At 61.7% G+C, this 26,358-nt stretch carries 27 protein-coding genes and 1 tRNA gene; 4 read left to right on the top strand and 24 right to left on the bottom strand.

Annotated elements, in window-relative coordinates; genetic code table 11:
* Positions 1–52: 52 nt before the first annotated feature.
* Entirely contained in the window at positions 53–1,684 is a 1,632-nt protein-coding gene (locus KUV72_RS16725) for an NAD+ synthase (RefSeq protein WP_222239134.1), read from the bottom strand.
* Between the two features lie 110 nt (positions 1,685–1,794).
* Here KUV72_RS16725 and KUV72_RS16720 point away from each other — a divergent pair, with 110 nt between their 5' ends.
* Positions 1,795–2,061, top strand: coding sequence for a PP0621 family protein (locus KUV72_RS16720; protein ID WP_222239133.1), 267 nt, complete (start codon positions 1,795–1,797; stop codon positions 2,059–2,061).
* An 18-nt stretch (positions 2,062–2,079) separates the two neighbouring features.
* Here the strand turns inward: KUV72_RS16720 and thiO are convergent, their stop codons facing one another.
* A complete protein-coding gene (gene thiO / locus KUV72_RS16715) occupies positions 2,080–3,177 on the bottom strand; it encodes a glycine oxidase ThiO (RefSeq protein ID WP_222239132.1) in 1,098 nt (365 codons plus the stop codon).
* 171 nt (positions 3,178–3,348) lie between these two features.
* Between thiO and KUV72_RS16710 the strand changes: the two genes are divergently transcribed.
* Positions 3,349–3,888, top strand: a complete 540-nt coding sequence (locus tag KUV72_RS16710; RefSeq protein ID WP_222239146.1) for a GspH/FimT family pseudopilin — start codon at positions 3,349–3,351, stop codon at positions 3,886–3,888.
* On the opposite strand, the gene KUV72_RS16705 is transcribed toward KUV72_RS16710, so the two are convergent.
* The 16 genes from KUV72_RS16705 to rplU form a co-directional block, all read right to left on the bottom strand.
* Positions 3,885–4,910 (bottom strand): PilX N-terminal domain-containing pilus assembly protein, encoded by a 1,026-nt coding sequence (locus KUV72_RS16705; protein WP_222239131.1) that lies wholly within the window; start codon positions 4,908–4,910, stop codon positions 3,885–3,887. The genes KUV72_RS16710 and KUV72_RS16705 overlap by 4 nt on opposite strands.
* Entirely contained in the window at positions 4,907–5,389 is a 483-nt protein-coding gene (locus tag KUV72_RS16700; RefSeq protein ID WP_222239130.1) for a PilW family protein, read from the bottom strand. Before KUV72_RS16700 ends, KUV72_RS16705 begins: the two co-directional genes overlap by 4 nt.
* Positions 5,386–5,805 (bottom strand): type IV pilus modification protein PilV, encoded by a 420-nt coding sequence (pilV, locus tag KUV72_RS16695; RefSeq protein WP_222239129.1) that lies wholly within the window; start codon positions 5,803–5,805, stop codon positions 5,386–5,388. The genes KUV72_RS16700 and pilV overlap by 4 nt, the downstream gene beginning before the upstream one ends.
* Positions 5,802–6,314, bottom strand: coding sequence for a GspH/FimT family pseudopilin (locus KUV72_RS16690; RefSeq protein WP_222239128.1), 513 nt, complete (start codon positions 6,312–6,314; stop codon positions 5,802–5,804). The genes pilV and KUV72_RS16690 overlap by 4 nt, the downstream gene beginning before the upstream one ends.
* Positions 6,301–6,762, bottom strand: a complete 462-nt coding sequence (locus tag KUV72_RS16685) for a type IV pilin protein (RefSeq protein ID WP_222239127.1) — start codon at positions 6,760–6,762, stop codon at positions 6,301–6,303. Before KUV72_RS16685 ends, KUV72_RS16690 begins: the two co-directional genes overlap by 14 nt.
* Before the next feature lie 318 nt (positions 6,763–7,080).
* Positions 7,081–8,034 (bottom strand): 4-hydroxy-3-methylbut-2-enyl diphosphate reductase, encoded by a 954-nt coding sequence (gene ispH / locus KUV72_RS16680; RefSeq protein ID WP_206943993.1) that lies wholly within the window; start codon positions 8,032–8,034, stop codon positions 7,081–7,083.
* 126 nt (positions 8,035–8,160) lie between these two features.
* Positions 8,161–8,607: an FKBP-type peptidyl-prolyl cis-trans isomerase gene (fkpB, locus tag KUV72_RS16675; RefSeq protein WP_206943994.1), complete on the bottom strand. Its 447-nt coding sequence runs from the start codon at positions 8,605–8,607 to the stop codon at positions 8,161–8,163.
* 63 nt (positions 8,608–8,670) lie between these two features.
* Complete coding sequence (lspA, locus tag KUV72_RS16670; protein ID WP_224852145.1) at positions 8,671–9,177, bottom strand: signal peptidase II; 507 nt, start codon at positions 9,175–9,177, stop codon at positions 8,671–8,673.
* A gap of 37 nt (positions 9,178–9,214) precedes the next feature.
* Positions 9,215–12,061 (bottom strand): isoleucine--tRNA ligase, encoded by a 2,847-nt coding sequence (ileS, locus tag KUV72_RS16665; RefSeq protein ID WP_222239126.1) that lies wholly within the window; start codon positions 12,059–12,061, stop codon positions 9,215–9,217.
* Positions 12,062–12,071: 10 nt separating this feature from the next.
* Positions 12,072–13,124 carry a bifunctional riboflavin kinase/FAD synthetase gene (gene ribF, locus KUV72_RS16660; RefSeq protein ID WP_222239125.1) on the bottom strand — a complete coding sequence of 351 codons (1,053 nt, stop codon included), beginning with the start codon at positions 13,122–13,124 and terminating at the stop codon, positions 12,072–12,074.
* An 89-nt stretch (positions 13,125–13,213) separates the two neighbouring features.
* Positions 13,214–14,737, bottom strand: a complete 1,524-nt coding sequence (gene murJ / locus KUV72_RS16655) for a murein biosynthesis integral membrane protein MurJ (RefSeq protein WP_206944236.1) — start codon at positions 14,735–14,737, stop codon at positions 13,214–13,216.
* 333 nt (positions 14,738–15,070) lie between these two features.
* Positions 15,071–15,337, bottom strand: coding sequence for a 30S ribosomal protein S20 (rpsT, locus tag KUV72_RS16650; RefSeq protein ID WP_206944002.1), 267 nt, complete (start codon positions 15,335–15,337; stop codon positions 15,071–15,073).
* Between the two features lie 256 nt (positions 15,338–15,593).
* Complete coding sequence (gene proB / locus KUV72_RS16645; protein WP_206944003.1) at positions 15,594–16,733, bottom strand: glutamate 5-kinase; 1,140 nt, start codon at positions 16,731–16,733, stop codon at positions 15,594–15,596.
* Between the two features lie 58 nt (positions 16,734–16,791).
* Complete coding sequence (gene cgtA, locus KUV72_RS16640) at positions 16,792–17,982, bottom strand: Obg family GTPase CgtA (RefSeq protein ID WP_206944004.1); 1,191 nt, start codon at positions 17,980–17,982, stop codon at positions 16,792–16,794.
* A gap of 126 nt (positions 17,983–18,108) precedes the next feature.
* Positions 18,109–18,366: a 50S ribosomal protein L27 gene (rpmA, locus tag KUV72_RS16635; protein ID WP_097790539.1), complete on the bottom strand. Its 258-nt coding sequence runs from the start codon at positions 18,364–18,366 to the stop codon at positions 18,109–18,111.
* Between the two features lie 62 nt (positions 18,367–18,428).
* On the bottom strand, positions 18,429–18,740 hold the full coding sequence (gene rplU, locus KUV72_RS16630; RefSeq protein WP_206944005.1) for a 50S ribosomal protein L21: 312 nt from the start codon (positions 18,738–18,740) through the stop codon (positions 18,429–18,431).
* Positions 18,741–19,026: 286 nt separating this feature from the next.
* Here rplU and ispB point away from each other — a divergent pair, with 286 nt between their 5' ends.
* Both ispB and KUV72_RS16620 read left to right on the top strand, forming a co-directional pair.
* Complete coding sequence (gene ispB, locus KUV72_RS16625) at positions 19,027–20,025, top strand: octaprenyl diphosphate synthase (protein ID WP_206944006.1); 999 nt, start codon at positions 19,027–19,029, stop codon at positions 20,023–20,025.
* Between the two features lie 144 nt (positions 20,026–20,169).
* Positions 20,170–20,246 (top strand) — tRNA-Pro (locus KUV72_RS16620).
* A 270-nt stretch (positions 20,247–20,516) separates the two neighbouring features.
* Here KUV72_RS16620 and KUV72_RS16615 read toward each other — a convergent pair.
* The 6 genes from KUV72_RS16615 to KUV72_RS16590 form a co-directional block, all read right to left on the bottom strand.
* Entirely contained in the window at positions 20,517–21,797 is a 1,281-nt protein-coding gene (locus tag KUV72_RS16615) for a TRAP transporter large permease (protein ID WP_206944007.1), read from the bottom strand.
* A gap of 1 nt (position 21,798) precedes the next feature.
* The gene (locus tag KUV72_RS16610; RefSeq protein WP_206944008.1) at positions 21,799–22,293 is read right to left on the bottom strand and encodes a TRAP transporter small permease; all 495 of its coding nucleotides are present in this window, start codon (positions 22,291–22,293) and stop codon (positions 21,799–21,801) included.
* A 142-nt stretch (positions 22,294–22,435) separates the two neighbouring features.
* Entirely contained in the window at positions 22,436–23,431 is a 996-nt protein-coding gene (locus KUV72_RS16605) for a DctP family TRAP transporter solute-binding subunit (RefSeq protein WP_206944009.1), read from the bottom strand.
* A 91-nt stretch (positions 23,432–23,522) separates the two neighbouring features.
* Entirely contained in the window at positions 23,523–24,485 is a 963-nt protein-coding gene (locus tag KUV72_RS16600; RefSeq protein WP_222239124.1) for a C-terminal binding protein, read from the bottom strand.
* Positions 24,486–24,495: 10 nt separating this feature from the next.
* Complete coding sequence (locus KUV72_RS16595) at positions 24,496–25,254, bottom strand: SDR family NAD(P)-dependent oxidoreductase (protein ID WP_206944013.1); 759 nt, start codon at positions 25,252–25,254, stop codon at positions 24,496–24,498.
* Complete coding sequence (locus tag KUV72_RS16590; RefSeq protein WP_222239123.1) at positions 25,251–26,270, bottom strand: zinc-dependent alcohol dehydrogenase; 1,020 nt, start codon at positions 26,268–26,270, stop codon at positions 25,251–25,253. Before KUV72_RS16590 ends, KUV72_RS16595 begins: the two co-directional genes overlap by 4 nt.
* Positions 26,271–26,358 lie beyond the last annotated feature (88 nt).

The raw sequence follows: 26,358 nt of genomic DNA, 5'->3' as shown, positions 1-26,358 counted from the left end.
GTCCGAAGCGACCGTCGCAGGGCGTGCGGGAAACGACTAGAGGGGAGAAGGATCAGCTGCCAGGTTGCCAGCCGTTGACAATGGGATAGCGGCGGTCGCGGCCAAATCCACGCTGGGTCACGCGTACACCGACCGGTGCCTGTCGGCGCTTGTACTCACAGCGGTCCACCAGCTTGACCACCTTGTACACATCCTCGGCACTGTACCCTGCCGCGATGATGGCTTCGGCACTCATGTCACCCTCGATATAGCGCACCAGAATGGCATCCAGGGTGTCGTAGTCAGGCAGCGAGTCACTGTCCTGCTGGTCCGGCGCCAGCTCCGCGGAGGGCGGACGATCGATCACGCGCTCGGGGATGACCAGGTTTTCGGTGTTGCGCCAGCGTGCCAGGCGATACACCCACGTCTTGTAGACATCCTTGATCGCGTTGTAGCCCCCCACCATGTCGCCATAGAGAGTGGCGTAACCCACCGCCATTTCACTCTTGTTGCCGGTCGTCAGGACCATCAGTCCCTTCTTGTTCGACAGTGCCATCAACAGCACGCCGCGACAGCGTGACTGCAGGTTTTCCTCGGTGGTATCCCGCTCGGTCCCTTCGAAGCTCTCGGCCAGAGTGTCCATGAAGGCTTCGACCATGGGCGCGATGGGCATGACCTCGTAGCTGACGCCGAGAAGACGAGCCTGTTCGGCGGCATCTTCCTTGGAGATATCGGCGGTGTAGTGATACGGCATCATCACCGCGTGCACCCGCTGAGGTCCCAGTGCATCAACCGCGATGGCCAACGACAGCGCCGAATCGATACCACCGGAGAGGCCCAGTACCACCCCCTGGAAACCGCTCTTGTTGACGTAGTCTCTCAGTCCGGTGACCAGCGCACTGTAAAGGTCTTCTTCTGGCGCCACGTCGAGGTCTACCTCCCCCTGACGCGGCGTCCAGCGACCCTTTTCATGAGCAAAATGGACAGGGCTCAGCCAGATGTCCCAGTGGGGAGCCTGGACGGCGAGGCTGCCATCGGCGTCGACGCAGCAAGAGCCACCGTCAAACACCAGCTCATCCTGGCCGCCGATCTGGTTGACGTACACCAGCGGCAATCCCGCATCGCGTGCGCGCTGCTCGAGCAGTGCCAGGCGCTCCGCTGGCTTGTTCTGGTGATAGGGTGAAGCATTCAACGTCACCAGGATGTCAGCACCGGCAGCACGAGTCGCCTGGATCGGCGCTTCCTGCCAGATGTCCTCACAGATCAGGACTCCCAGCTTCGCCCCTTTATGCTCGATCACCAAGGGGCTCGTACCGGCAGTAAAGTAGCGCTGCTCGTCGAAGACCTGGTAGTTGGGCAGCGCCTGCTTGGCGTATTCATCCAGCCACTGTCCGTTGTAGAGGACGCCCGCCATATTGTAGAGCGCGCCTTCGCGACGTCCGGGATAGCCAACGATGACCATCACGTCGCGCACCATCTTGGCGGCCATGCGTGCGCGAGCTTCACGCAATCGCGTCTCCATGGAGGGGCGCAGCAAGAGGTCTTCGGGGGGATAGCCGGTCAGAAAAAGTTCCGGCAGAACAACCACGTCAGCGCCGTGCTCGAGGTAGGCCTCCCGCACGGTCTCGATCGCCCGGTCGGCATTGCCGGGGATGTCGCCCACCAGGGGATCGAGCTGCGCCATCACCAGAGTCAGGTCTTGCATGAGCGAAGAAATCTCTCGAAAATCGATAGGGTCAACCCATTGTCCCGCAAGGGCCGCCAAGTGGCAAAGGCCGCCGCTCATCGAGGGCCGCCTCCCCACCGGGAGTAAGGATGAACCTATTGATTATCCGTCTGCTGATCTTTGCCGTGGTGTTTTTCGCCGGGCTCAAGCTGTATCGCATGTACCGCGAATGGAAGCTCGAGCAACAAGACCACGGCCCGAGCACACAGCAGGGCGGAAAAATGGTCCGCTGCAGCTGGTGCAACGTGCATCTGCCGGAACAGGACGCCCTGCGTGCGCAGGGACAGTGGTTCTGCTGTGGCGACCATCGTGACAAGTCCCTGGCAGAACACGAGGACAAGGGCAGCGACGACTAGGCCTCGGTGGCCAGCCTGTCATTGCTCCAGCCGGCCTTCCAGGGCATAGGCGGAGGGCTCGATAATGGGCCGGCGTCCCAGCATCTGGTCGACCAGCAGCCGCGTAGACGCCGGAGCCAGCACCAGGCCATTACGATAATGCCCGGCATTGACGTGCAGGTTGTCCCAGCCGGGGGCTCTGCCGATGAAGGGCACCCCATCAGGCGACCCCGGGCGCAGCCCCGCCCACTGGTGTTCTACCTCACAGCTTGCCAGCGCAGGGATGATCCCGGTGGCAGACTGCCACAATGATTGCCGGGCCTGCTCATCGATTCCCTTGTCGAACCCAGCCTCCTCCAGCGTCGAGCCTGCCAGCACGCGACCATCACCCCGTGGAATCACGTAGCGCCCGTCCATCAACACCACCCGCTCCACCATGCCAGGCGGCGCCTTGAACAGCAGCATCTGCCCCTTGACCGGCCGCACCGGCAGGCTGAGATCCGCCAGCTTGGCCAGCTGGGCGGACCATGCACCCGCACAGATCACTACCTGGTCAGCGCCGACGTCTCCCTGGTCCGTGGCTACCGAGATGACGCGCTGGCCCTGCCGGTTGAGCCCTGTGACCGACGTCTGCTCGGCAAAGGTCACGCCAGGCATGCTTGAAAGCCGAGTCTTGAGCGAACGCATCAAGCGCGGGTTGCGAATACTGCCCAGCGTTGGCATCCACAGGGCGTCCTCGACATCCTGACGCACCTGAGGCTCCTTGGCGCGAATCACCTCCGCCCCTACCCGAGACAGCGGCTTGCCGACTCCCCTGGCCCACGCCAAGGCGCGTGTTTCATCTTCGACACGCAGGTAGAGAAGCCCCTTCTGCCGGTATTCTGGATCTACCCCTGTCTCTTCGAGCAGGCGCAGCGACAGCTCGGGATAGGCGCCCTCGGACCAGCTCGCCAACTGGGAAACAGGGTCGCTATAGCGCCATGGGTACAGCGGCGAGACGATCCCTCCTCCCGCCCAGGAGGCTTCTCTTCCACATTGCCCGCGGTCGATTACCGTGATGCTGTGGCCAGCATCCGCCAACTGCAGGGCCGTCATCAGCCCAATCACGCCACCGCCGATCACCACAAACTCGCTCAAAACACGCCTCCCACCTGTCTACCCCACTATCGAGAACTACACTCGGAACAACACTCGCACGACCAGCACCGCTTCAACGCCATCATCCCCTGTGTCATCAGCCCCAAGGGCATGACACCGGGGTCTGCCCGTTCATTTCGCCAGCATTGGCGGCAGCGAAGGGAGATTGCCATGGACGACGATCGATCTGCTGCGCAACGTCCTTGCCTCCAAAGGCCTCAGTCGGGTGCGACCCTGCTGGAATTGCTGCTGGTCATCGCCATTATCGGCATGCTGAGCGCGGTGGCCGTGCCGGGCTATCGCGCGATGATCGCTCGCCAGCATATCGCCAGCGACGTTGCGCGGCTACAGGACGCCCTGGCGCTGACCCGCAGTACCGCGATTGTTCGTGCCTCCCAGGTCACCCTGTGTCCTAGTGCTGATGGCGTACACTGCGGTACTGACTGGACAGGAAAGCTGTTGATCAAGGCAGGAGCTCCGAACTGGGGTGGCGCCACACTGCGAGTGTTCCCCCCAAGCCTGCTGCCGCGCATTCGCTTTCGCGAGGACCACAAGCCCGTCAGGTTCTTGGCCAATGGACGGGCCAGCGGGCACAACGGGACCTTTGAGCTGTGCACAAACGATCGGCGTCATGTGCGCCTGGTGCTCAGCAATTTCGGGCGCCTGCGCAGCGAGACTCACTCCACAACGACGCCCTGCCTCGAAGGCTAGGCGGATCGATCCAGCCACAGGGTACCATCGGCACTCTCACCACCACCGAGCTCCGGCTCTACCCTCACGTTGTGATCGACAATCACGGTCCCCGCCGACACCAACGCCCCTTGCACCTCGAACGTCGCATTGTCCACATCACCGTGAATGGAAATACCGTTCGCCCAGACGCTGCCGTCCAGGATAACGCCACCCTGACCATTCAGCGTGACCTGCCCCGTCGCCACCACATCACAGCCGTAGCTGCCAGAAGGTACCGTCATGGTCACCGCCCCATCCACGATCACCGCATCCAGATCAGCATGGGCGGACAGGTCCATGGTGCCGTCAAAGCCCCTGTCGCTATCACACAGCACGGTGTGATTCTGATACGCACAGCCACTCGCATCAAACGGCACCCCCTCAAAGGCCGCGAACACTTCATCCATGTAGGGTCTCGGGTCGAGCGACGGAGCGGGCTGCCCTGGCGACGGCGCAGTGTTCCAGCACATCTGCACATCGTTCGGACCATAGTTGACGAAGGGGCCCGCCGACACGGTGTCACAGCCATCCGGGAGCGCGGGAACGGGACTTGCGCCACCGTCCCCTTTCGATGCGGCAATAATGACACCGTGCAATGCCAGATGATGAGACCCATCCTCGACGTAGCCCACGACAAGACGAGCCGCACTTCCCTCATGATCGCAAGGGGACCACCGGTAGCCAACGCCAGGCTGATTCGGCAGGGCACCCGCCTCTCGCCAGGAGGGCCCCCACCCTCCTGCCATCACCTGCTGCTCCAACACCTGGCAGGTGTCTTCGGTGGCGGACAGGGTCATATCGAGATCTTGCATCACCTCGGCAGCGCCCCAGTCGGCGGCCATCTGTGCTTGAGCCATGGCTCGCATATTGCCCGCAAGACGTTCGTCGACCACGGAGGACTGGACCGCTGCCATGGCAATCACCGAGGCGATGGCCACCAGCGACAGCACCACCAGAAGCACCGCCCCACGCTGTCTGTCGCACATCGAACATCTGTTCATGGCGAGCCCTCCAGCGACGCCATGGCGGTCTGGCGATTTACCACGTGCAACGACAAGGGCACGGGACTGTGAGGCAGGCTCAGCGTGATGCGGTAGAGCCCCTCACCAAGCGACTCCAGCACGGGATCCTGGTCACAGTGACCGCTATCGGCCAGGCCATCGACCAAGGGCTCACCGCTCAGCGCATCGTGCAGGGTGCAGCCTTCGCCATCGAGCGAAGGCCTGAGCACGTAGCTGTCTACGTCAGCCGCCCCGCGCCGCACCGCAGCGGTCACGGTATCCAACGCATAGCTGATCACTGCCTGACGATCGGCGAGTCGCAAGACCGTATTGGCACTGACGTTGGCCTCATGAAACAGGTTCCCCGCGGCAAGGATGACCAGGCTCCCTACCAGCATGGCCACCATCAGCTCGACCAGAGACACGCCACGCTGCGCCACCAAGCGGATAGCGACGTGCCCGCGCCCCAGCCCGTTCATGCGGGGTCCCTGGCCGGCAACTTGACCCAGTACTCGAACACGCTGGGATCGGAGAAGCGTTCGTCCTGCCAGCGAATCGATATCTTGAAGGCGCAGTCTTCGGCAGGCTCGATCGATTGATCGGCGTCGGCAAGACCCGGTAGAAAGGGCGCCCAATGCTGGTGCCACTGATGTGAGAGAAGGCTTTGCGCAGCATCGGGAGGACACTCACCGTCTAGCGCCGTCATGCTCGCCCACAGCAGCTCCCTGGCATCCTGGGCGGCCAGGTCGGCGAGAGACCGCTGAATGCTGGAGTGCGCCCCCTGGAGGCTGCGCAGCTGCAGCCCTGCAATACCCAGCAAGCCAACTGACAGCAGCAGCAGGGCCACCAGTGCCTCAAGCAGGGAAAAGCCACGCTGCCTCGCTGGCGGACTCATACGGCCCCCTCTCCCGCCCCCGAGCGTACGATGCCGCTGGGCTCCACGCGGATCCAGCGGCGCTCGCCTGCAGGCGAGCTCAGCCACAGCCGGCATGGTGGCTCGAAATGACACTGGTCAAGCCGCCCCATGAGGTCAAAGGTGACGTCACCGGCGGTCAGGGTCGTACCATCGGTACGAGAACTTTGCTCGATCATCAGCGCTTGTTCGCCGTGACTGGCGGACACGGGACAGCCCTCAGCAGCGCTGTTGCCTGCCAACACCTCCAGTCGCCAGTGACCGCTGCATTCCTGCACTCGTACTGTCACATTCTGACGGCGAGTCAGGGCCGTCGTCCGTGCCAGGGTCAAGGCGCCCACCAGCTGGTTGGCATCGGCGACCAGACGCTCATGCCGCAACCACTGGTGCAGATTGGGCACCGCCACTGTCGCCATCAGCGCGACCACCGCCAAGCCCAGGACCAGCTCCATCAAGGTCATCCCTCGCTGGCGGCGACTACCAGCACTCATTCGGTGCACGCTCCCCGGTCTGGTCCATGGTCAGGCTGTCGCATCCGCCCTTGACCGAGTGGGCATCCACCGCCCGGGCCTCAAGAAAGAAGCGTCCCGGATAACGCTCCACGGTCAGCAGATAGAAGCCTGACGCCGAGGGTGTGGCGAGGCCATCGCAGGCGGGCGCATCATACGCCTGATCGCGGGTGTAGCAGCGCTCCAATGAAGAGGCCGCGGTCAACAGCAGTGCGCGGCCGTCGGCGACCCGGCTCTCCCGCAGGTGTTCGGTGTACATCGGGTATGCCACCGATGCCAACAGGCCCAGGATGGCGACACACAGCAGCAATTCCAGCAGCGTAAAGCCCGCCTGGCCTCGCCGCCCCCCTGCTGCCGTCTGCCGTCCTGACGAAGGCCGGGAGCCAGCGCAACGGCGGCTACCTGCTGTGCGCCTTTGGCGATCACCCATGCATGCACCGCGCCTGGCTGGCGGCTGCAGTCTTACCATCATCAGGCATCTCCGGCTCGTTTTCGCCCCAAGTATGTCCCAGTGGGACGGCCAAAGGCAGGCGCTGGATCAAGGATCTGTCACAGAGCAACGAATAGGCACAGAAACCTGGTCATCCCGAGCCTTGGATGCAAAAACGCCGCCCTGTGACAGGCGGCGCTTTTATATCGGTGCTTTCTTATCGGTGCTTTCTTATCGGTGCTTTCTTATCGGTGCTTTCTTATCGACGCATTCTTGTCGGCGTGAAGCTCAACGCTCGCAAGGGGTCTTGCTTGAAGACTAGTCGCTGACGATAACCCGGTCACGCAGCTCTCGGGGCATCGAGAAGGTAATCGTTTCTTCACGCCCTGCCAGTTCCTCGGGCGCTTCGGCTCCCAGTTCGATCAGCCGGTCGATCACACCCTTGACCAGCACTTCGGGGGCACTGGCCCCGGCCGTAACGCCGACGGAAGTCACGCCGTCGACCCACGCCGGATCAATTTGCTCGGCATTGTCGATAAGGTAGGCGGCGGTGCCCACACGCTCGGAAAGCTCCCGCAGTCGATTGGAATTGGAGCTGTTCGGGCTACCCACCACCAACACCAGATCTGTTGCCGCGGCCAGTTCCCTCACCGCATCCTGACGATTCTGGGTGGCGTAGCAGATGTCGTCCTTTCGCGGGCCTTGAATCTCGGGGAAGGTCGCACGCAAGGCGTCAATCACGCGAGCGGTGTCATCCATGGAGAGGGTCGTCTGGGTGACGAAGGCGAGCCGACTGGGATCCTTGACCTCCAGCCGAGCGACGTCATCCTCATCCTCCACGAGGTAGATCTGGCCACCATAGGAAACATCATAACGTCCCATGGTCCCTTCCACTTCAGGGTGGCCCTCGTGGCCGATCAAGATGCACTCTTGCCCACGGCGGGCATAGCGAAGCACCTCCATATGCACCTTGGTCACCAATGGGCAGGTGGCATCAAACACCTTCAACCCGCGCTGCTCGGCTTCCTCTTGCACCGCTCGCGATACACCGTGGGCGGAAAAGATCACGATGACATCATCGGGCACTTCATGCAGCTCTTCGACGAAGACCGCGCCGCGCTCACGCAGGCTATCGACCACAAAGCGGTTGTGGACCACTTCATGACGCACATAGATCGGCGGTCCGAACACATCCAGCGCGCTGTTGACGATATCGATGGCCCGGTCGACGCCGGCACAGAAGCCGCGGGGATTGGCCAACTTGATTTGCATGGTCTGCCTTGCCTTGGCGCCTTCTAGGCGTCTGATTGAGCGGTGGTTTAGCAAATGAATACACTGCTGGTGGATCAGGCTCTCACCCGCTGGGCCTCGCCTGACACACCCAGAGACGCAGGCCTGTCAGTGCGTCGTGGCGGGTTTGACGCCCAGTACCTCGACCTCGAAGGTCAGGGTGCGTCCTGCCAGCGGATGGTTGAAGTCCACTTCCACCATGTCTCCATCCAGCTCGGTGATGACACCGGGAAGCTCGTCACCGTTGACGTCGGCAAACGACATCACGGTGCCCACTTCGGGCTCATCGCCGTTGAACACATCGCGCTTCATGCGCTGAATATTCTGCGGATTGTGCTGGCCAAAGGCATGCTCGGGGCTGACCTCGAAGCTGCCGCTATCGCCATCTGTCATGCCCTTCAGCGGTTGCTCGAAACCGGGTGGCAGGTTGCCGTCGCCCAGCTGAAAGGTAGCCGGACTCTTGTCGCGGGTGCTGTCCACCACGGTGCCATCTTCCAGCTTGAGGGTGAAGTGCAGAGTGACTTCCATGCCCTCGTCGATACGGTAGTCGCTCATGGGATCTCCAAAAGAGTGACAGGCCGGCGGGGGTCGGTAACGCCCCCGCCGGCAAAGGAGGGGTTAGCCGCGCCGGGCGCGTCGACGTTCGCCGAAGATGGACTCCCAGATCAGGCCGATGGCCCCCAGGGTAATACCGATATCGGCCACGTTGAAGGCCGGGTAGTACCAGCCCGCCACATGGAACGACAGAAAGTCGACCACGTAGCCATGCACCAGCCGATCGTAAAGGTTGCCCAGGGCGCCCCCGATGATCAGCGCCAGGCAAGCTCCCAGCAGCTTTTCATCCTGGCGCAGCCGCTTCATCCAGATGGTCAGGCCGACGGTGGCCGCCACCGCAATGGCGGCAAACAGCCAGCGCTGCCAGCCTGGGTGGTCAGCCAGGAAGCTGAAGGCGGCACCAGTGTTGTGCAGCAACGTCAGGTTGAAGAACGGCAGCACTTCTACCGGCGTAGCGTAGCTCAGGGACTGGCTCATCAGCGCCTTGGTTCCAAGGTCGAGCACGATCCAGACCAACGCCAGCCACCACCAGCGCAGCGGCTGCTTCATCGGTTGCACCTGAGAACTCATCGCGTCCTTTGCCTCCTTGGCAGTCGACTCGGCAGGATCAGGCATAGTAACGCACCTCGCCCGAGCCATCGGGCAGGTTGCTGACACAGCGCGAGCACAGGTCGGGGTGCTCGGGCAGCGAGCCTACCTCAGGACGATGATGCCAGCAGCGCTCGCACTTAGCGTGGTCACTGGCACTCACTGCCACCTTGAGACCTTCGACATCGGTGTCCGCGGCATCGCTGGCCTCGGCCAGCGGCGCCAGGCGCACGTCGCTGGTGAGCATGACAAAGCGCAGCTCATCGCCCAGCCGCGACAGTAGCTCGCTGAGTTCATCGCTGACATACAGCGTCACCTCGGCGGCCAGGCTGCCCTTGATGGTCTTGGCGTTACGGGCGTCTTCCAGACACTTGTTGACCGCTTGCTTGACGGTCAGCACCTGCTCCCAGAAGTCACGGCCCATGCTGGCGTCGCCACTGAGGGTGGACAGACCGGTGTAGTAGGTCTCCAGCAGTACGCTGCGGCCCTGCTCCAGACCTTGCTCACCAGGAATATTCTCGAAGATTTCCTCGGCGGTGAACGACAGGATCGGCGCGACCCAGCGCACCAGCGCCTGAACCACGTGATACAGCGCGGTCTGGGCGCTGCGACGGGCCTGGGAGTCCGCCTGGGTGGTGTACTGGCGATCCTTGATCACATCCAGGTAGAAGCCACCCAGCTCCCGCGCACAGAAACCATGCACCTGCTGATAGACGTCGAGGAAGCGATACTCGGCATAGGCCGTCTCGATGCGCTCCTGCAGCTGGGCCGCGCGGTCCACCACCCACTGGTCCAATGCCAGCATGTCATCGAAGGCCAGCGCATCGCGCTCGGGGTTGAAGCCGTTGAGGTTGGCCAGCAGGAAGCGTGCGGTATTGCGAATGCGCCGGTAGACGTCGGCGGTGCGCTTCAAGATCTCGTCCGACACCGCCATCTCGCCTGAGTAGTCGGTAGACGCCACCCACAGGCGGAGGATATCGGCCCCCAGCTTGTCCATCACCTCCTGCGGAGCCACCACATTGCCCATGGACTTGGACATCTTGCGGCCTTGCGCGTCAACGGTGAAGCCGTGGGTCAGGAGACCGCGATAAGGCGGATGGCCATCGATGGCGCAGCCGGTCAACAGCGAGGAGTGGAACCAGCCACGATGCTGGTCGGAGCCCTCCAGGTAGAGGTCCGCTCGCGGCCCGCTCCGGTGCCCATGGGGGTGCGAGCCACGCAGCACATGGCGATGGGTAGTGCCAGAGTCGAACCACACATCCAGCGTGTCGGTGACCTTGTCATACTGACCGGCCTCGTCGCCAAGCAGCTCTGCCGGATCAAGGCTGAACCAGGCGTCGATGCCGGCCTTATCAACCAGGTCTGCCACTTGCTCGGTCAACTCTACCGTGCGCGGGTGCAGCTCGCCGGTCTCCTTGTGCAGGAAGAACGGGATCGGAACCCCCCAGTTACGCTGGCGGGAGATACACCAGTCCGGGCGGTTGGCAATCATGCTATGCAGGCGAGCCTTGCCCCAGGCCGGCACGAACTGGGTCGCTTCGATGCCCTCAAGTGCACTCTCGCGCAGGGTGCGGCCATCGTGCCCCGGAATGTCCATACCGACGAACCACTGGGCGGTGGCACGGTAGATGACCGGCGTCTTGTGGCGCCAGCAGTGCATGTAGCTGTGAGTGATGGTCTTGTGGGCCATCAACGCACCTGTCTCGGACAGGGCCTCGACGATCTTCGGATTGGCCTTCCAGATCAGCATGCCACCGAACAGGGGCAGATCATCGACATAGCAACCGTCGCCCTTGACCACGCTGATGAAGTCGCTGAAGTCCATGCCGTAGCGACGGCAGGAGTCGAAGTCATCGACCCCGTGCACCGGTGCCGAGTGAACGATGCCGGTGCTGCCTTCATCGCAGGTCACGTAGTCGGCCAGATACATCGGCGCGGTGCGCTCATACAGCGGGTGCTGGAACTCGATCAGCTCCAGGCGCTCACCGCGAGCGGTAGCGACCACGTCACCGCTGAGGCCGAAGCGTTCCAGGCAGCTCTCGACCAGGTCCTCGGCCAGCAGCAGCAGGCGCTCGCCCGTGTCGACCAGCGCATAGTTGAATTCGGGATGGACGTTGAGCGCCTGGTTGGCCGGAATGGTCCAGGGCGTCGTGGTCCAGATCACCACGGCGGCAGGCTTCGTCAGGCTGTCCAGGCCGAACGCGGCGGCGAGCTTGTCAGCATCGGCACAGGTGAAGGCCACATCGATGGCATCGGACTTCTTGTCGGCGTACTCGACCTCGGCTTCGGCCAGGGCAGAACCGCAATCGAAGCACCAGTTGACCGGCTTGAGTCCCTTGAACACGTAGCCGCCCTTGACCATATCGGCCAGCGCTCGAATCTCACCGCCCTCATTGGCGTAATCCATGGAGCGATACGGGTTGTCCCAGTCGCCCACCACGCCCAGACGCACGAAGTCCTGAAGCTGGCCCTGGACCTGCTCGGCGGCGTAGTCACGACACAGGGCCCGCGCCTTTTCGGGCTCCAGGTGCTTGCCGTGGGTTGTCTCGACCTTGTGCTCGATGGGCAGGCCGTGACAATCCCAGCCCGGCACGTAGGGTGCATCGAAGCCCGCCAGGTTCTTCGACTTGACGATAATGTCCTTGAGAATCTTGTTGACGGCATGACCGATGTGAATGCTGCCATTGGCGTAGGGAGGGCCGTCGTGCAGCACGAACACCTCCTGGCCCTGGCGTGCTTCACGCAAGCGCTGGTAAATGTCCAGCTTCTGCCACTGTTCAATCCGGGCCGGCTCGCGCTTGGGCAGCATGCCGCGCATCGGGAATTCGGTTTCTGGCAGATTCAGAGTGTGCTTGTAGTCGCTCATAGTCCTGGGGTCAGCCGTCATCATGATCGGCGGGGCCCTGCCCCGCCGGGGAATCCTGGGTTACGGCCTCGCGCGCGCGGGGCGCCGACGCCAGAGGATACTCTTCAAAAAAGGGTCGTCTACCGCTGTCGTACCGGGCAAACATCTCGCGGGCCCGGTCGATATCGGCATAGATCTGTGTCTTCAGCGCGGCAAAGTCGGCAAAGGTCTCCTCCCCCCGCAGCTTGGCACAGGGCACTACTGTCAGCCGTCGACCGTAGAGATCACGCTCAACGTCCAGCAGGTGTGCCTCGAGCACAGGGCGTACCGACCCCACCGTGGGGCGCCAGCCAATGTTCACCACGGCCGGATAGCGCGTGCCGCTATCGCCTTCCACCTCCACCATGGCCGCATAGACACCTCGCAGCACCAGCGGTCCTGGCAGCAACGGAAGGTTAGCCGTCGGGACACCGATGGTGCGGCCACGCTGCTGGTCAGGCACCACCCGCCCGCGAAAGCAGTAAGCCCGCCCAAGCAGTTGAGCCGCTGCCTTGAAATTGCCGCAGGCCAGCAGGGTTCGCACCCGCGTGCTCGACACCCTGTCATCATCGACACGGAAGGTCAGGGTATGTTCTACCGTGAACCCCTGACATTTCCCTGCTTCGGTCAACAGGGCGAAATCCCCACGGCGGTCGCAGCCAAAGCGGAAATCGTCTCCCACCACCAGATGCTGAACATCCAGGCCCTCGACCAGTACCCGGTCGATGAACTGCGCTGCCGTCAGCTGGCGCAGCGATTCGTTGAACGGCAGACACAGCACCCGATCAACACCGCACTCGCCCAGCAACTTTACCTTGTCACGCAAGCGCGTCAGCCGCGGTGGCGCCTGGTCACCGGCAAAATACTCCCTGGGCTGGGGTTCGAACACCACCGCAGTGACCGCGAGGTCGCGCCTGGCCGCCTCAGCGTGACACTGGTCGAGAATGGCACGATGACCCAGGTGGACCCCATCGAAGTTGCCGATGGTGGCGACCGTGCCTCTGTGCCTCTCGCGCAGATTGTGCAAGCCTCGGATTACTTCCATGAGCCGGATCACACCGAACCTAAAGGGTGACGAGTATAACGAAGTGCAGGGGGCCACGTCTTCCCGCTGACCCATTGCACGTCCATGGGCTAGCCCTTGAGCCGGAAGTGCCTGACGCGCACACCGGTGATCCCAAGCCAGGCAAAATAGGTCGCCCCGCCAGCGGCCACCAGCCCAAGCATCCACAGCGCCCGCGCGACAAGCGACCAGGTCAGCCACTGGTGCCAGTCAGGCGCCAGCAGTATCAGCACGCCCGCCATGGCGACGCAGCCGCCCCCCAGCTGCACCCCAAAACGCCCCCAGCCAGGCTGAAAGTTCAGCACTCCTTGACGACGCAGCAGCCACGCCAGCATGCCGGCGTTCAGGAAAGCCGACAGCGCGGTCGCCAAGGCCAGGCCAGCGTGGGCCAGTGGCCAGATCAGGATCAGGTTGAAGACCATGTTGGCCACCATGGCGACGATCCCTACCTTGACCGGCGTCTTGGTGTCATGGCGGGCAAAGAAGCCTGGCGCCAGCACCTTGATCAGCATGAACGCCACCAGCCCAAGGGCATAGGCACGCAGGCTCATCGCCGCCATCACGATGTCATTGTCGGTCATGGCGCCATAGTGGAAGAGCGTGATCAGCAGCGGCTCGGCCAGCAGCGCTAGCGCCAGCGCCGCCGGTAGCCCGAGCAGCAGGACAGCACGCAGCGCCCAGTCCAGCATCTGACTGAAATGCTCGGTGGACGCTTCCGCATGACGGCGTGACAGGGCAGGCAAGATGACCGTCCCGATGGCGACACCAAAGACGCCCAGCGGCAGCTCCACCAAGCGGTCCGAGTAGTACAGCCAGGATACACTGCCGGCCGCCAGCAACGACGCCAGGATGGTATCCAGCAGCAGGTTGATCTGGGATACCGATACGCCGAACAGCGCGGGCGCCATCAGCTTGAGGATGCGGCGCACGCCTTCATGGGCGAAGTTTGGCCAGGGCCGTGGCATAAGCCCCAGGCGGACCAGGAAAGGCACTTGAAACAGCAGTTGCGCTGCCCCCGCAATCAGCACGCCCCAGGCCAGCGCCATGGACGGCTCGCTCATCAAGGGAGTCAGCAGCAGGGCAGCTCCGATCAGCGACAGGTTGAGCAGTACCGGGGTGAAGGCGGGCACGGCAAACCGATTCCAGGTGTTGAGCACACTCCCTGCGAATGCGGTGAGAGAAATCAACAGCAGATAGGGAAAGGTCAGCCTGAGCATATCAGCCGTCAGCGCCAGCTTTTCGGGATCGCGAGCAAAGCCGGGGGCAAACAGCCAGGTCAGCCAGGGTGCCGCCACGATCGCCAGCGCGGTGATCAGTGCCAGCACCGCAGCCAGGCTGCCACACACGGCGTTGAGCAGCTCACGCACCTCATCGCGGGTGCGGGTGGTCGAATACTCGGACAGCACAGGCACGAAGGCCTGATTGAAGGCGCCCTCGGCAAACAGCCGGCGCATGAAGTTGGGGATCTTGAACGCCACGAAGAAGGCGTCAGCACCTTGCCCAGCCCCCAGCAACGTGGCAATCACCACGTCACGCACCAACCCCAGCACTCTCGACACCATGGTCATGCTGCTGACCACCAGGCCAGAGCGCATCAAGCCACGTCGCGCGGGGGGACGCGCAGCGCCATCCTCCGCCGCGCCAGCAGGAGTTCCATTGCCTTGTTCCAGAGAGCGGCTCAGATCGCTCGCCTCGTGCTCAGGGCGATCATTGCTCGCCTGTGGCTGTCGACGCTCGTCACTCACGTCATCTCACCCTTTATCGCAGGACCCTTTGTGTCGGGACCATCGTTGCAGGACCATCGTCATGGAAGCCACCCTGGCGGTGGTGGCCAGAGCCAATCAGCAGACACAAAAAAACCGGCCGAAGCCGGTTTTTCGTCAGCATGACTCGGGCTCGCCGCGTCACACCGAGAGCGCAGTACCGGCTTACGCAGCCAGTGCCTTAATGCGCTTGTTCAGACGGCTCTTGATACGAGCGGCCTTCTTCTTGGACAGCGTGTCCTTGTCGGCAATGCGGTCGATGACCGGCTGGGCTGCCTTGAAGGCGTCCATTGCCTGGGCGTGATCGCCAGAGTTGATTGCCTTGATCACGCGCTTGACGTAAGTGCGGACCATGCTGCGCTGGCCTGCCTTCAGGACACGACGAGTTTCTGCCTGACGGGCGCGCTTACGGGCTTGCTTGCTGTTAGCCACTGACTGTCTCCTTGGAGAAAGTTGTCGTCACCGTCATACGATGACTTGATAACATTTTGATCCAACAGGGGAAAATAAAAAATCCCCGTCGGCCTGGCCATCTGGCCGACCGCCATAGCAACCTATGTTGCAAGGCAATCGTTACGGGCCGTGTCTGAGAGGATGGCGCATCCTATCATGTCAAGCCCCGGGGTGCCAGCTTTTCGGCACGTGTTGCCAGACGCCCCTGACAAGGCGGGTACAGGATGTGGCCTTGTCAAAACACCACCAGGTTGTCGCGGTGAATCAACTCGGGCGCCTCCATGTAGCCCAGTAGCTCGCAGATGCGTCCGCTGGGCTGCCCAAGGATCTTGCTCGCGTCATCCACGTGGTAATTGATCAACCCCTTGGCAACACGCTCTCCCTGCTCATCTACACAAAGCACCATGTCACCGCGGGCAAACCTGCCTTGAACGCCTTTTACGCCCACAGGCAGCAACGACGACCCCTTGTCGCGCAGGACGCGCACTGCCCCGCTATCCAGCGTCAAGGTGCCACGCACCTGCAGCTGACCGGCGAGCCAGCGCTTGCGAGCGGCCATGGGAGCACGATCTGGAGTCAGCAGAGTACCGAGACGCTCGCCATCCGCGAGACGCTCCAGCACCCGCGGCTGGCGACCGCTGGCGATGACCGTGACCGCGCCCGAGCGGGCAGCCAGCCTGGCGGCGCGCACCTTGGTCGTCATGCCCCCGCGCCCAAGCGCACCGCCGCCGCCGGCCACCGCTGAAAGCCGTGGATCATCGGCGCGGCCTTCCTGAATCAGGTTGGCATCCGGGTCATGGCGGGGGTCCGCATCGAACAGGCCTTCCTGGTCGGTCAGGATCACCAGCGCGTCCGCCTCCAGCAAGTTCGCCACCAACGCGCCCAGGGTGTCATTGTCACCGAAGCGAATTTCGTCGGTCACCACCGTGTCGTTCTCGTTGATCACGGGGACAACCTTGAGGTCGACCAACGTCCTGAGGGCGGACCGCGCATTCAGGTAGCGCTTGCGATTGGACAGGTCATCGTGGGTCAGCAGGATCTGCGCGGTGAGCAGCTCATGACGGCCAAAGTGGCTTTCATAGGTTTCCGTCAGCACATTCTGCCCTACGGCCGCCGCCGCCTGGAGCTGATGCACTGACGATGGGCGAGATGCCCACCCCAGGCGCACCATGCCGGCGGCCACCGCCCCCGACGACACCAGGACCACTTCGACCCCGCGGGACGCCAGGGCGGCAATCTGGTCCACCCAGCCACCAATGGCGTCGTCATCGAGACCACGGCCATCGTTGGTCAATAGCGCGCTGCCGATCTTGACCACCACCCGCCGCGCGCTGCTCAGGGCGTCTCGCCCCGGAACCTGCTCTACGCTGTGCATCCTTTCCTCGACCTGTTCACGCTACCGAACCGCGCCTGCTGCTGACAGCCCGGCAGCCCTATTGAACGTATTCGACCTCGACGTCGTGATCATCGTCGTCCAGATCATCATCGTCGTCGTCATCAACGTGCTTGCGACGCCGCCCGAGACGAGCCTCGGTGCGCGCCACGGCTTCATCTTCCATCCGCTGGCGCATGTCCTGCTCGCGCTCCATGGCCTCTTCATCCTCGTTCTCGAGGGTGCGCTGTTCGGTCAACCAGCGATGAGCCGCCTGCACCAGCGCATCGGTGCCATCATTGGAGATCGCCGAGATACGGAAGACCGGCCCCTGCCAGTCAAGCCGACGCACGATCTCTGCCGCCACCGACTCGCGCTCGTCTTCCGGCAGCAGATCCAGCTTGTTGAGCACCAGCCAGCGCGGACGCTCCGCCAGCGTCGGTGAAAACTGCCCAAGCTCATGCATGATGGCGGCCGCAGCATCCACCGGATCAGACTCATCAAAGGGTGCCACATCCACCACATGGAAGAGCAGCCGGGTGCGGGTCAGGTGCTTGAGAAAGCGCAGTCCCAGGCCGGCGCCGTCGGAGGCACCTTCAATCAGCCCGGGCACGTCCGCCATGACAAAGTGCTCGTGCATCCCCAGCTTGACCACGCCAAGGTTGGGCACAAGGGTGGTAAACGGGTAGTTGGCCACCTTGGGCTTGGCCGCTGAGACGGAGCGAATCAGCGTCGACTTGCCGGCATTGGGCAGCCCCAACAGCCCGACATCGGCCATCACCTTCATTTCCAGGCGCAAGTTGCGGCGCTCACCCTCTGTACCAGGCGTGGTCCGACGCGGCGCGCGATTGGTAGACGACTTGAAGTGGATGTTGCCAAGCCCGCGACGACCACCCTGGGCCACCTGCACGACCTGGCCGACCTCCGTCACGTCAGCGATCACCTCAAGGGTATCTTCATCAATGACGGTGGTTCCCACCGGGACCTTCACGTGGAGATCCTCGCCAGCCTTGCCACTCATCTGACGGCCCTGCCCGGGCTGCCCGTTCTGCGCCTTGTAGAAGCGCTGGTACTTGAAGTCGATCAGCGTATTGAGGGCGTCGTCACCAATCAGGTAAACACACCCACCATGACCGCCATCTCCACCATCCGGGCCGCCCTTGGGCACGTACTTCTCACGACGGAAGCTGAGACAACCGTTACCCCCGTTGCCCGCCTCCACGATGATCGAGGCTTCATCGACGAACTGCATCTGTCACTCTCCTGGCGGAAGCTTTCCACCATGATACAAGAAGGCCCCGCGCTTGGCGGGGCCTTCCGGGGCCTGACAGCAGACGAACTTCACGGCCGCTGCCTACCCATGGCGCTCGGGGCGGTCTCAGGCAGAGACAACGCTCACGAACTTACGGTTCTTCGGACCCTTGGTCTCGAACTTGACCACACCTTCGTCCAGTGCGAAGAGAGTGTGATCCTTGCCGATGCCAACACCGGTGCCGGCGTGGAACTTGGTGCCACGCTGACGCACGATGATGTTGCCCGGGGTCACTGCCTGGCCGCCGAACAGCTTGACGCCAAGGCGTTTGCTTTCACTGTCGCGACCGTTACGTGTGGAGCCGGCTGCCTTCTTATGAGCCATTGCAAAGTCCTCGCTCGTTGAGGGAATAGTCCGCTACGCATTCGCCGTGAGGCGAGGCGTTCTTAGGCAGAAATTCCGGTGATTTTAACTTCAGTGAACCACTGACGGTGGCCCTGACGCTTCATGTGGTGCTTACGACGACGGAACTTGATGATGGTGACCTTTTCGCCACGGCCGTGGGAAACGATCTCAGCGCTCACCTTGGCGCCGGCTACCAGCGGGGCACCGACGGTGACGTCGTCGTCATTACCAACCAGCAGGACTTCGTCGAATTCGACGGTATCGCCAGTCGGAATTTCCAGCTTCTCGAGCTTGAGAGTCTGGCCTTCCTGAACGCGGTACTGCTTGCCACCGCTTTTGATCACTGCGTACATGCTGTTTCTCCAGATACTCATCGGGGTTGGCTCTTGATCGACCTGCTTCGAGTGGCGCCCCTTTTGGCAGCCATCTGACAGGGAGCATGGATGAGTGGGCCGCGAATTATAACGATGCCCGCGCGACAACACAACCCGACGACTGCCGTCAAGCCACATTGCCGGCAAAAACCTCTTCACGGGCCCTGCCAGGGTGCTTATCGTCTTGACGGCCCCATAGGGGGCCCATAGCATGACCGGCAACCTGGCCCCTGGCCTCCCATCTCTATAAGCCGAAGCCGCCTTCATGCCTGTCAACGCCACCACGCCTTCATCTGCAGCTCCTTCGCCGATTCATGCGGTGGTCGCCGACGACTTCGCCGCCGTCAACCAGACCATCCTGGACCAGCTTGCCTCCCGCATCCCGCTGGTCGAAACCATTGGGCAATACATCATCGAAAGCGGTGGCAAACGTCTGCGCCCGCTGCTGGTGCTGCTGGCGGCAAGGGCGTTGAACTACCAGGGCGAGCGTCACATTACCCTGGCCACGCTGATCGAGTTCATGCATACCTCGACGCTGCTCCATGATGACGTCGTCGATGAGTCACACATGCGCCGCGGCAAGGCCACCGCCAACGACGCCTGGGGCAATGCGCCATCGGTGCTGGTGGGTGACTTCCTCTACTCGCGTTCGTTCCAGATGATGGTCGACGTCGGCTCGATGCGGATCATGGAAGTGCTGTCCGCCGCCACCTGCACCATCGCCGAGGGCGAGGTCCAGCAGCTCACCAACGTGGGCAATCCGGACACCGACGAAGCGGCCTACTTCGACACCATTCTTGGCAAGACAGCCATGCTGTTCGAGGCGGCGTCCCATAGCGGCGCCATTCTCGCCGGCGCCGATGAGCAGCAGGAACAGGCGCTGGCGAACTACGGGCGCTATCTCGGCCTGGCGTTCCAGCTTATTGACGACCTGCTCGACTACGAAGGCGACGCCAAGGCCATGGGCAAGAATGTCGGTGACGACCTGGCGGAAGGCAAGCCGACCCTGCCGCTGATTCAGGCCATGGCCGCCGGCACGCCGGAACAGACCCGCATCATACGTCGCGCCATCCGCAAGGGCGGACTCGACCATCTCGATGAGGTGCTGTCCATCGTTACCGCTACAGGGGCCCTGGATTACACTCGCCAGAAAGCGGAAGAGATGGTCTCGAAGGCGCTGACAGAACTCGATCAGCTGCCGCCCTCTCCCTACCGTGACAGCATGGCCGAGCTGGCCCGCCTGGCGGTGGAGCGCAAGACCTGACAATCGCCAGGCCTGAAAGGCAGCAGGAAAGTGCCCTCAAGTGTCGGGCAAGCTGGAAAAAAGTACCGAATCGGGCTCGCAAGAGTTGCATCAATCACAAGGATCCGTATACTACGCATCCGTTGAGGGGCACACCTCACGCGTCGGAGTATAGCTCAGCTTGGTAGAGCGCTGCCTTCGGGAGGCAGAGGTCGTAGGTTCGAATCCTGCTACTCCGACCAAAGAATTTCACAGAAAAAGGCTCCTGCGAACATTTCGCAGGAGCCTTTTTCGTTTCTGATACCCCATGTCGAGCTGGCGCTTAAGCAGCATCATTAGACCGCGGACCTTTTCGACCCCACCTGCACGTCGCTCCTGCCAACGCTACCGTCCAAAAGACCCCGCGGCGTCACTCAGGTCGCCCTGCCTTGCGCCGGACGCTACTGTGCGTCACATCCTCTGTTCTGTCTAAGCTCAACTCCCTGAGCTCATCTTCCTATGCTGAACCCAACTCAGCTCAACAGTGATATAAGCATCAATGACAGCGCTGGTACGTAGGCAATCACCAGCAGCGTCAGGACCATAGCCGTCACGAAAGGCACGATCCCCTTGATGACCGTACCCAAGGGCGCGTTACCAATCCGAGCTGCGACGAACAGGTTGATCCCCAGCGGCGGGGTAATAAAGCCAATCGCCAGGCTGACCACCATCACGATGCCAAAGTGCACGGCATCAATCCCCATGGAGGTGGCCACCGGATAGAGAATCGGTGACAGCACCAGAATGGCGGGGGTGGTATCCATCACGCAGCCAACCACCAGCAAAAGCACCAGAATCACCAGCAACATCACCGCCGGACTCGACGAGAACTGCAGCATGAAGTCGGCGATGGCCACCGGGATCTGCTCAATCGTGAGAATACGGGCAAAGGTGGAGGCACAGCCAAGGATCACCATGACCGTGCCAGTGGTAGCACAGGAGCCCGCGATCACCTTGAAGATGTCTCTGGGCGAGAGCTCCCGGTGGATAAAGACACCGCAGACAAATGCATAGACGGCTGCGACAGCCGCCGCCTCGGTCGGCGTGAAGATCCCCGCATAGATGCCACCAAGAATGATCACGGGGTTGAGCAGCGCCCACTTGGCTTCCCATACCAGGCACAGCGTCCTGCGCCCTTCAAAGGGCTCCTCAGTGCCTTTCCAACCCATTTTTCTGGAGTAGAAGTAGGCGTAAAGGATCAGCACCATACCGATCAACAATCCGGGCAATACGCCACCCAGAAACATGTTGGAGATGGAGGTGCCGGTAGAGACACCGTAGAGCACCATCGGAATGGATGGAGGAATGATGACGCCGATGCTCCCCGCCGCCGCCACCAGTGCAAGCACGAAGGACCTGGAATAGCCCGCATCAAGCATGGTCGGTATGACCATGGAGCCGACGGCCGCAACGGTCGCCGGACCAGAACCCGATACCGCAGCAAAGAACATGCACACCACCACTGTGACGATGGCCAGCCCTCCCGTCACACGCCCAAAGAAGGCAGACGCCACCGCCAGAATACGCCGGGAAACCCCACCGGCCCCCATCAGGTCACCCGCCAGGATAAACAGCGGAATCGCCATGATCGGAAAGCTGTCGGTAGCGGATACCAGGGTCTGCGCCACATACAGATCGGACAGCGTGCCAAAGGTGAGAATTGTCACCACACAGGAGAGACCGATGGCGATGCCCACTGGCACATTGAGGATCAACAGCGCGACCAGGCTCAGAAACAACACGGCTGCAGTCATCTCACACCTCCGATTCGTGAGCAGCATCGGGATGCTTGATCCGCCAGCAGATGCTCTGCACCTGGCGCACCGTGGTCAGCGCAAAGCCCACACAGGGGGCTGCATAAACGATCCACATGGGCACGCCGATAGCCGGAGAGGTTTGGCCGAGCATCATCTGGCGCTCGATGACCGTCCAACTGGTCCAGACAACGTACAGAGCGAAGACCAGAAACAGCATGTCCCCAAGAATCACGACCCAAGGGCGCGCCGGTCGCGGAAATAGCTTGAGCGCTGCATCGATCTTGATATGCCGCATTTCTCGCGCACCGTAGCTGATCCCTAGATAGATCAGCCAGATGAAAAAGTAGCGGGCGAGCTCCTCGGACCAGGAAAGGGACTCCCCCATGACATAACGCATAAATACCTGGACCGCGAGCAGCAACGTCATTGCCGACATCAGCACCACACAGATGGATATCTCGGCATACTCATCAAACCACGCAAGCACTTTCATCCACACTCTCCTGCGGCCACTGAAAAACAGTGCCGAGCCATAGCGTCACGAGATGTACAGACACCGTGAGGCTTGCCTGTAAAGGAAGGGTCGATCCTGAAGCCACCTGAAGGGCGCCATGACGCGGCGCCCTGGCACAGGCCTATTGGGCCAACACCTGATCGAGATATTGGGGATGGTCCATCTTCTGCTTGACCAGTCCATAGATGTCGGCCTGCATAGCGGCATCTCGCCACTGGGCCTTCTGCTCGCTCGTAATCTCTGTCACCGTCACGCCTTGCTCATCGAACCTTGCCAGAATCTCGCCCTCCAGCTCCTCGGAGCGCTGACGCTGATAGGTGGTCATCTCATCGATGGCGGCCTCCAGCACGTCACGCTGGTCCTGGCTCAGAGCGTTATAGGCATTAAGGTTCATGAACACGAGATACGGGGTATAGACATGCTGTGTCAGCGACACATGATCTTGCACTTCCTGCAAACGGTTACCGTCGATGATTCCCAGCGGATTTTCCTGAGCGTCGACCGTGCCCTGCTGTAACGCGGTAAACAGTTCCGTGAACGCCATCGGTGTCGGGTTGGCACCATAGGCGCGCCATGCGGCCAGATGGACCTCATTCTCCATGGTACGTACCTTCATGCCTTCCACATCGGCGGGTACCGCCACCACCTTTCCACTGTCGGTGAAGTTACGAAACCCGTTTTCCCAGAACGCCAGCCCCTTCAGGCCCTTGCTCTCAAGAGAGGCCAACAGCTGATCCCCCACCTCTCCGTCGAGCTCGGCATAGGTCCCCTCCTTGGACAGGAACAGGAAGGGCGCATCAAAGAGATAAAGGTCGGGAAACAGAGTGGCCATGGGACTGGTCGACGACAAACCAATATCGATGTCACCAAAGATGGTGCTCTCCACCACCACCCGGTCATCCCCCAGCTGGTTATCAGGAAAGATCGTGACCTCTAGATCACCACCGCTTCGCTCTTCTACCAGGCGCTTCAACTCATAGCTGGCGTCCTTGGCCGACACTGAAGTGACCGTGGACATACGTAGCGTCTCGGCCTGGGAGATAGCCGGCGTCATGGCCAACAGCGAACCGAGCATCGCGACCGACCTCACCCACCGGGGCTTGCAAGCTTTAGACATCGCCACTTCCTTCTTTCGCGTTAGAGTACGAGCCCGTCAGGCCCGAGAATGCCGCCAGGCGGCTTGTTACGACTCAGCGTGATGACACCCGCTATGTCGTCAGACGATTGACGGGCCACAGCACTGGCTCGCCTCGAGCAAACCGCACGGCCTCTTCCGCCACCTTGCGCTTGAGCTCAGCGGCCGCATCTTCCGAGTACCAGGCCATATGGGGGGTAATCAGACAGTGAGGGCTCGACCACAACCGGCTTGAGGGCTGCAGGGGTTCATGCTCTGTGGTGTCGATGCCCGCCCCCGCCACCTGCCCTGATGCCAGCGCATCGGCAAGGGCGTCTTCATCAATGATCCCGCCACGGGAGGTGTTGATGAGATAGACCCCTTCCTTCATTGAAGAAAGGGCGCTGGCATTGATCAGGTGATGAGTATCTGCTGTCAATGGGCAGAAAACGGCAATGACATCGGCGTCACTGTAAAGCTCTGGAAGCTCGGCACGCTGGATCAGCTCCGTTCCATCTTCTGCACATGGACGGTAGTAGGCGTCATAGCCCAGCACGTGGCACCCAAGAGCCTGCATCTTGCGCGCATATAGTCGCCCGATCCGTCCAAGACCGATCACACCGATGGTCAGCAAGGACAGTCGTCTCAGCGGGACCGCTTCGACATAATCCCAGCGCCCCTGGTGGCAAGCATGGTGCATTGGCACCAGCTTTCTCAGCAGGGCTAGCGTCAGCGCCAAGGCATGATCGGACACCTCGTGCATGCCATAGTCGGGCACATGACAGACTTGCACTCCGGCCTGCGTGGCAGCTGCTATATCGATATTGTTGACACCCACTCCATAACGGACGACTTGCTTCAGACGTGGCAATGCCTCGAACACCCGACGCGTAAAAGGGGCGTACTGGTTAAGTACGATATCGACGTCGCTAAGCTGCTCAATGACCTCCATCTCGCTACGGCAGCGAAACATCATCGCCGAGAGGCCAGCAGCAGAAAAGATACCGCTCTCGACCAGGTGATCGGCATGATCAAGGTCCGAGAAGGCGATCTGCACACTCCTCGTTCTAGCGTCCAAGGTAGCCACCATCGACCGGCAAGATGGCGCCATTGACGTAGTCGGAAGCGGAGGATGCCAGAAATAAAAGAGGCCCTTTCATGTCATCGCCAACGCCCCATCTTCCCGCGGGAATACGCTCTGTGATCCCGGTATTGCGAGCATGATCTGCCAGCAGGGCCGCATTCATCTCGGTCGCCATGTAACCTGGTGCAATGGCGTTGACGTTGACGCCTCGCCCAGCCCACTCGTTGGCCAGTGCCTTGGTCAACTGCATGACACCGCCCTTGCTGGCCGCATATGCAGGGACGGTATAGCCGCCGAAAAATGACAGCAGTGAGGCAATGTTGATGATTTTTCCACGCCGCTGATCAAGCATATGCCGCCCCGCAAGCTGACATAGCTCGAACACCGCCGTGAGGTTGACGTCGATTACCTCTTCAAAGGCTTCCAAGGGAAATTCTTCAGCGGGATAACGGCTCTGAATGCCCGCAGCATTCACCAGAATATCGAGCCGCCCGTCCAGTGCCTCTATGGCTGCTGCGAAGCCCTGGCGACGCTCATCGGTGCTCCTCAGGTCGGCCACGACACCGTGACAGGTGCTTGCCCCCCTCGCCAGATCTCGCGCTGAAGACAGCACGCCGTCATGACTGCCGATAATCACCACCTCGGCGCCCGCATCGAGCAGGGCATCTGCCATGCTGTAGCCAAGCCCTCGAGAGCCCCCGGTTACCAAGGCTCTATGACCTGCAAGATCAAATAGCGTCATGATTGACAGTCCACCAGCAGTTTGACGGTATGGATGGCGGGATCAGCGATCATGTCAAAGATGCTCGCCGAGCCTGATAGAGGAACGACCTGGGTGATCACCGGCGCCAGGGTGTCGGCCAACGCCTCAGCCAGCTCCACGGCACTGGCGAATTCCGCCAGGGTGTAGACTCGAGAACCGACCAATGTCAGCTCCTTGAAGTTGACGTCGATCAGCGATACCGGTGGCGGCGTCTTATGGGTAGCGGTGAGACAGAGCGTTCCTCCGACCCGGGCCAGAGCGGTCATCTCCAGGGCAGAGCTGGCCACCCCGGAACATTCGAAGACCACGTCCACGCCATCCCCTCCACTGACCTGCAGGATACGCTGCTGCAGACTCTCGATGCTGGCATCGACCGCGTCGAAGCCCATGCGTCGACACAGCTCGAGGCGAGATGAGTCAATGTCCGAGACAAGGATGCGCGACGCCCCAGCGTGACGCAGCACCACAGCAGTCAGTAAACCGATGGGGCCAGCCCCCATCACCACCGCTGTCTGCCCCAGAGTGAAGCGTGCTTGGTGAAGGGTGCGCACGACCACCGCCAATGGTTCGACCAGCGCCGCAATCTGATCCGGGAGCGTCTCGGGCACCCTGAACAGCACCTCATCATCGAGCCATAGATGGTCAGTCAGCCCTCCATCACGGTCGATGCCGATCAGCCTGAGATTGGCGCAGACATGTGGCGTGCCGTGACGACAGGGGTGACAGTCACCACACGACAGCAAGGGGTAGGCCACGACACGATCGCCGGGAACAAAGCGCGAGTGTTCGGGACATTCTTCGACCCGGCCTACGAACTCATGCCCTAGTATCAACGGCGCCTTGGCGCGTGGGTGCTTGCCAGAATAGATCCCGATGTCGGTGCCACAGATACCACATAGCAGCATTCGCACCTTTACCTTGGTGTCGCAGGGAACAGGCAAGGCGACCTGTTGAACTTCCACCTTCTCGGGCCCGGTATAAACCAATGCTTCCATCACCCTCTCCTGTTCACTGTTCCTGTCGCACCCTTGTCCTAAAACTCCATGGGGCTGTGCTCAGCAGACCATGCTCAGCAGACCAAGC

It is taken from the genome of Halomonas sp. DP4Y7-1, assembly GCF_019800705.1.
Classification (GTDB): domain Bacteria; phylum Pseudomonadota; class Gammaproteobacteria; order Pseudomonadales; family Halomonadaceae; genus Halomonas; species Halomonas litopenaei_A.
The sequence above is the reverse complement of the archived record's forward strand: the minus strand, read 5'-3'. Positions and strand labels throughout refer to the sequence as shown.

Excerpts from the sequence above, each read along its gene's own strand:
- KUV72_RS16725 (WP_222239134.1), bottom strand. The coding sequence starts at position 1,684 with ATGCAAGACCTGACTCTGGTGATGGCGCAGCTCGATCCCCTGGTGGGC.
- KUV72_RS16720 (WP_222239133.1), top strand. The coding sequence starts at position 1,795 with ATGAACCTATTGATTATCCGTCTGCTGATCTTTGCCGTGGTGTTTTTC.
- KUV72_RS16710 (WP_222239146.1), top strand. The coding sequence starts at position 3,349 with ATGGACGACGATCGATCTGCTGCGCAACGTCCTTGCCTCCAAAGGCCT.
- KUV72_RS16705 (WP_222239131.1), bottom strand. The coding sequence starts at position 4,910 with ATGAACAGATGTTCGATGTGCGACAGACAGCGTGGGGCGGTGCTTCTG.
- KUV72_RS16700 (WP_222239130.1), bottom strand. The coding sequence starts at position 5,389 with ATGAACGGGCTGGGGCGCGGGCACGTCGCTATCCGCTTGGTGGCGCAG.
- pilV (WP_222239129.1), bottom strand. The coding sequence starts at position 5,805 with ATGAGTCCGCCAGCGAGGCAGCGTGGCTTTTCCCTGCTTGAGGCACTG.
- KUV72_RS16690 (WP_222239128.1), bottom strand. The coding sequence starts at position 6,314 with ATGAGTGCTGGTAGTCGCCGCCAGCGAGGGATGACCTTGATGGAGCTG.
- KUV72_RS16685 (WP_222239127.1), bottom strand. The coding sequence starts at position 6,762 with ATGGGTGATCGCCAAAGGCGCACAGCAGGTAGCCGCCGTTGCGCTGGC.
- ispH (WP_206943993.1), bottom strand. The coding sequence starts at position 8,034 with ATGCAAATCAAGTTGGCCAATCCCCGCGGCTTCTGTGCCGGCGTCGAC.
- fkpB (WP_206943994.1), bottom strand. The coding sequence starts at position 8,607 with ATGAGCGACTACCGTATCGACGAGGGCATGGAAGTCACTCTGCACTTC.
- lspA (WP_224852145.1), bottom strand. The coding sequence starts at position 9,177 with ATGAGTTCTCAGGTGCAACCGATGAAGCAGCCGCTGCGCTGGTGGTGG.
- ileS (WP_222239126.1), bottom strand. The coding sequence starts at position 12,061 with ATGAGCGACTACAAGCACACTCTGAATCTGCCAGAAACCGAATTCCCG.
- ribF (WP_222239125.1), bottom strand. The coding sequence starts at position 13,124 with ATGGAAGTAATCCGAGGCTTGCACAATCTGCGCGAGAGGCACAGAGGC.
- murJ (WP_206944236.1), bottom strand. The coding sequence starts at position 14,737 with ATGCGCTCTGGCCTGGTGGTCAGCAGCATGACCATGGTGTCGAGAGTG.
- proB (WP_206944003.1), bottom strand. The coding sequence starts at position 16,733 with ATGCACAGCGTAGAGCAGGTTCCGGGGCGAGACGCCCTGAGCAGCGCG.
- cgtA (WP_206944004.1), bottom strand. The coding sequence starts at position 17,982 with ATGCAGTTCGTCGATGAAGCCTCGATCATCGTGGAGGCGGGCAACGGG.
- rpmA (WP_097790539.1), bottom strand. The coding sequence starts at position 18,366 with ATGGCTCATAAGAAGGCAGCCGGCTCCACACGTAACGGTCGCGACAGT.
- rplU (WP_206944005.1), bottom strand. The coding sequence starts at position 18,740 with ATGTACGCAGTGATCAAAAGCGGTGGCAAGCAGTACCGCGTTCAGGAA.
- ispB (WP_206944006.1), top strand. The coding sequence starts at position 19,027 with ATGCCTGTCAACGCCACCACGCCTTCATCTGCAGCTCCTTCGCCGATT.
- KUV72_RS16615 (WP_206944007.1), bottom strand. The coding sequence starts at position 21,797 with ATGACTGCAGCCGTGTTGTTTCTGAGCCTGGTCGCGCTGTTGATCCTC.
- KUV72_RS16610 (WP_206944008.1), bottom strand. The coding sequence starts at position 22,293 with ATGAAAGTGCTTGCGTGGTTTGATGAGTATGCCGAGATATCCATCTGT.
- KUV72_RS16605 (WP_206944009.1), bottom strand. The coding sequence starts at position 23,431 with ATGTCTAAAGCTTGCAAGCCCCGGTGGGTGAGGTCGGTCGCGATGCTC.
- KUV72_RS16595 (WP_206944013.1), bottom strand. The coding sequence starts at position 25,254 with ATGACGCTATTTGATCTTGCAGGTCATAGAGCCTTGGTAACCGGGGGC.
- KUV72_RS16590 (WP_222239123.1), bottom strand. The coding sequence starts at position 26,270 with ATGGAAGCATTGGTTTATACCGGGCCCGAGAAGGTGGAAGTTCAACAG.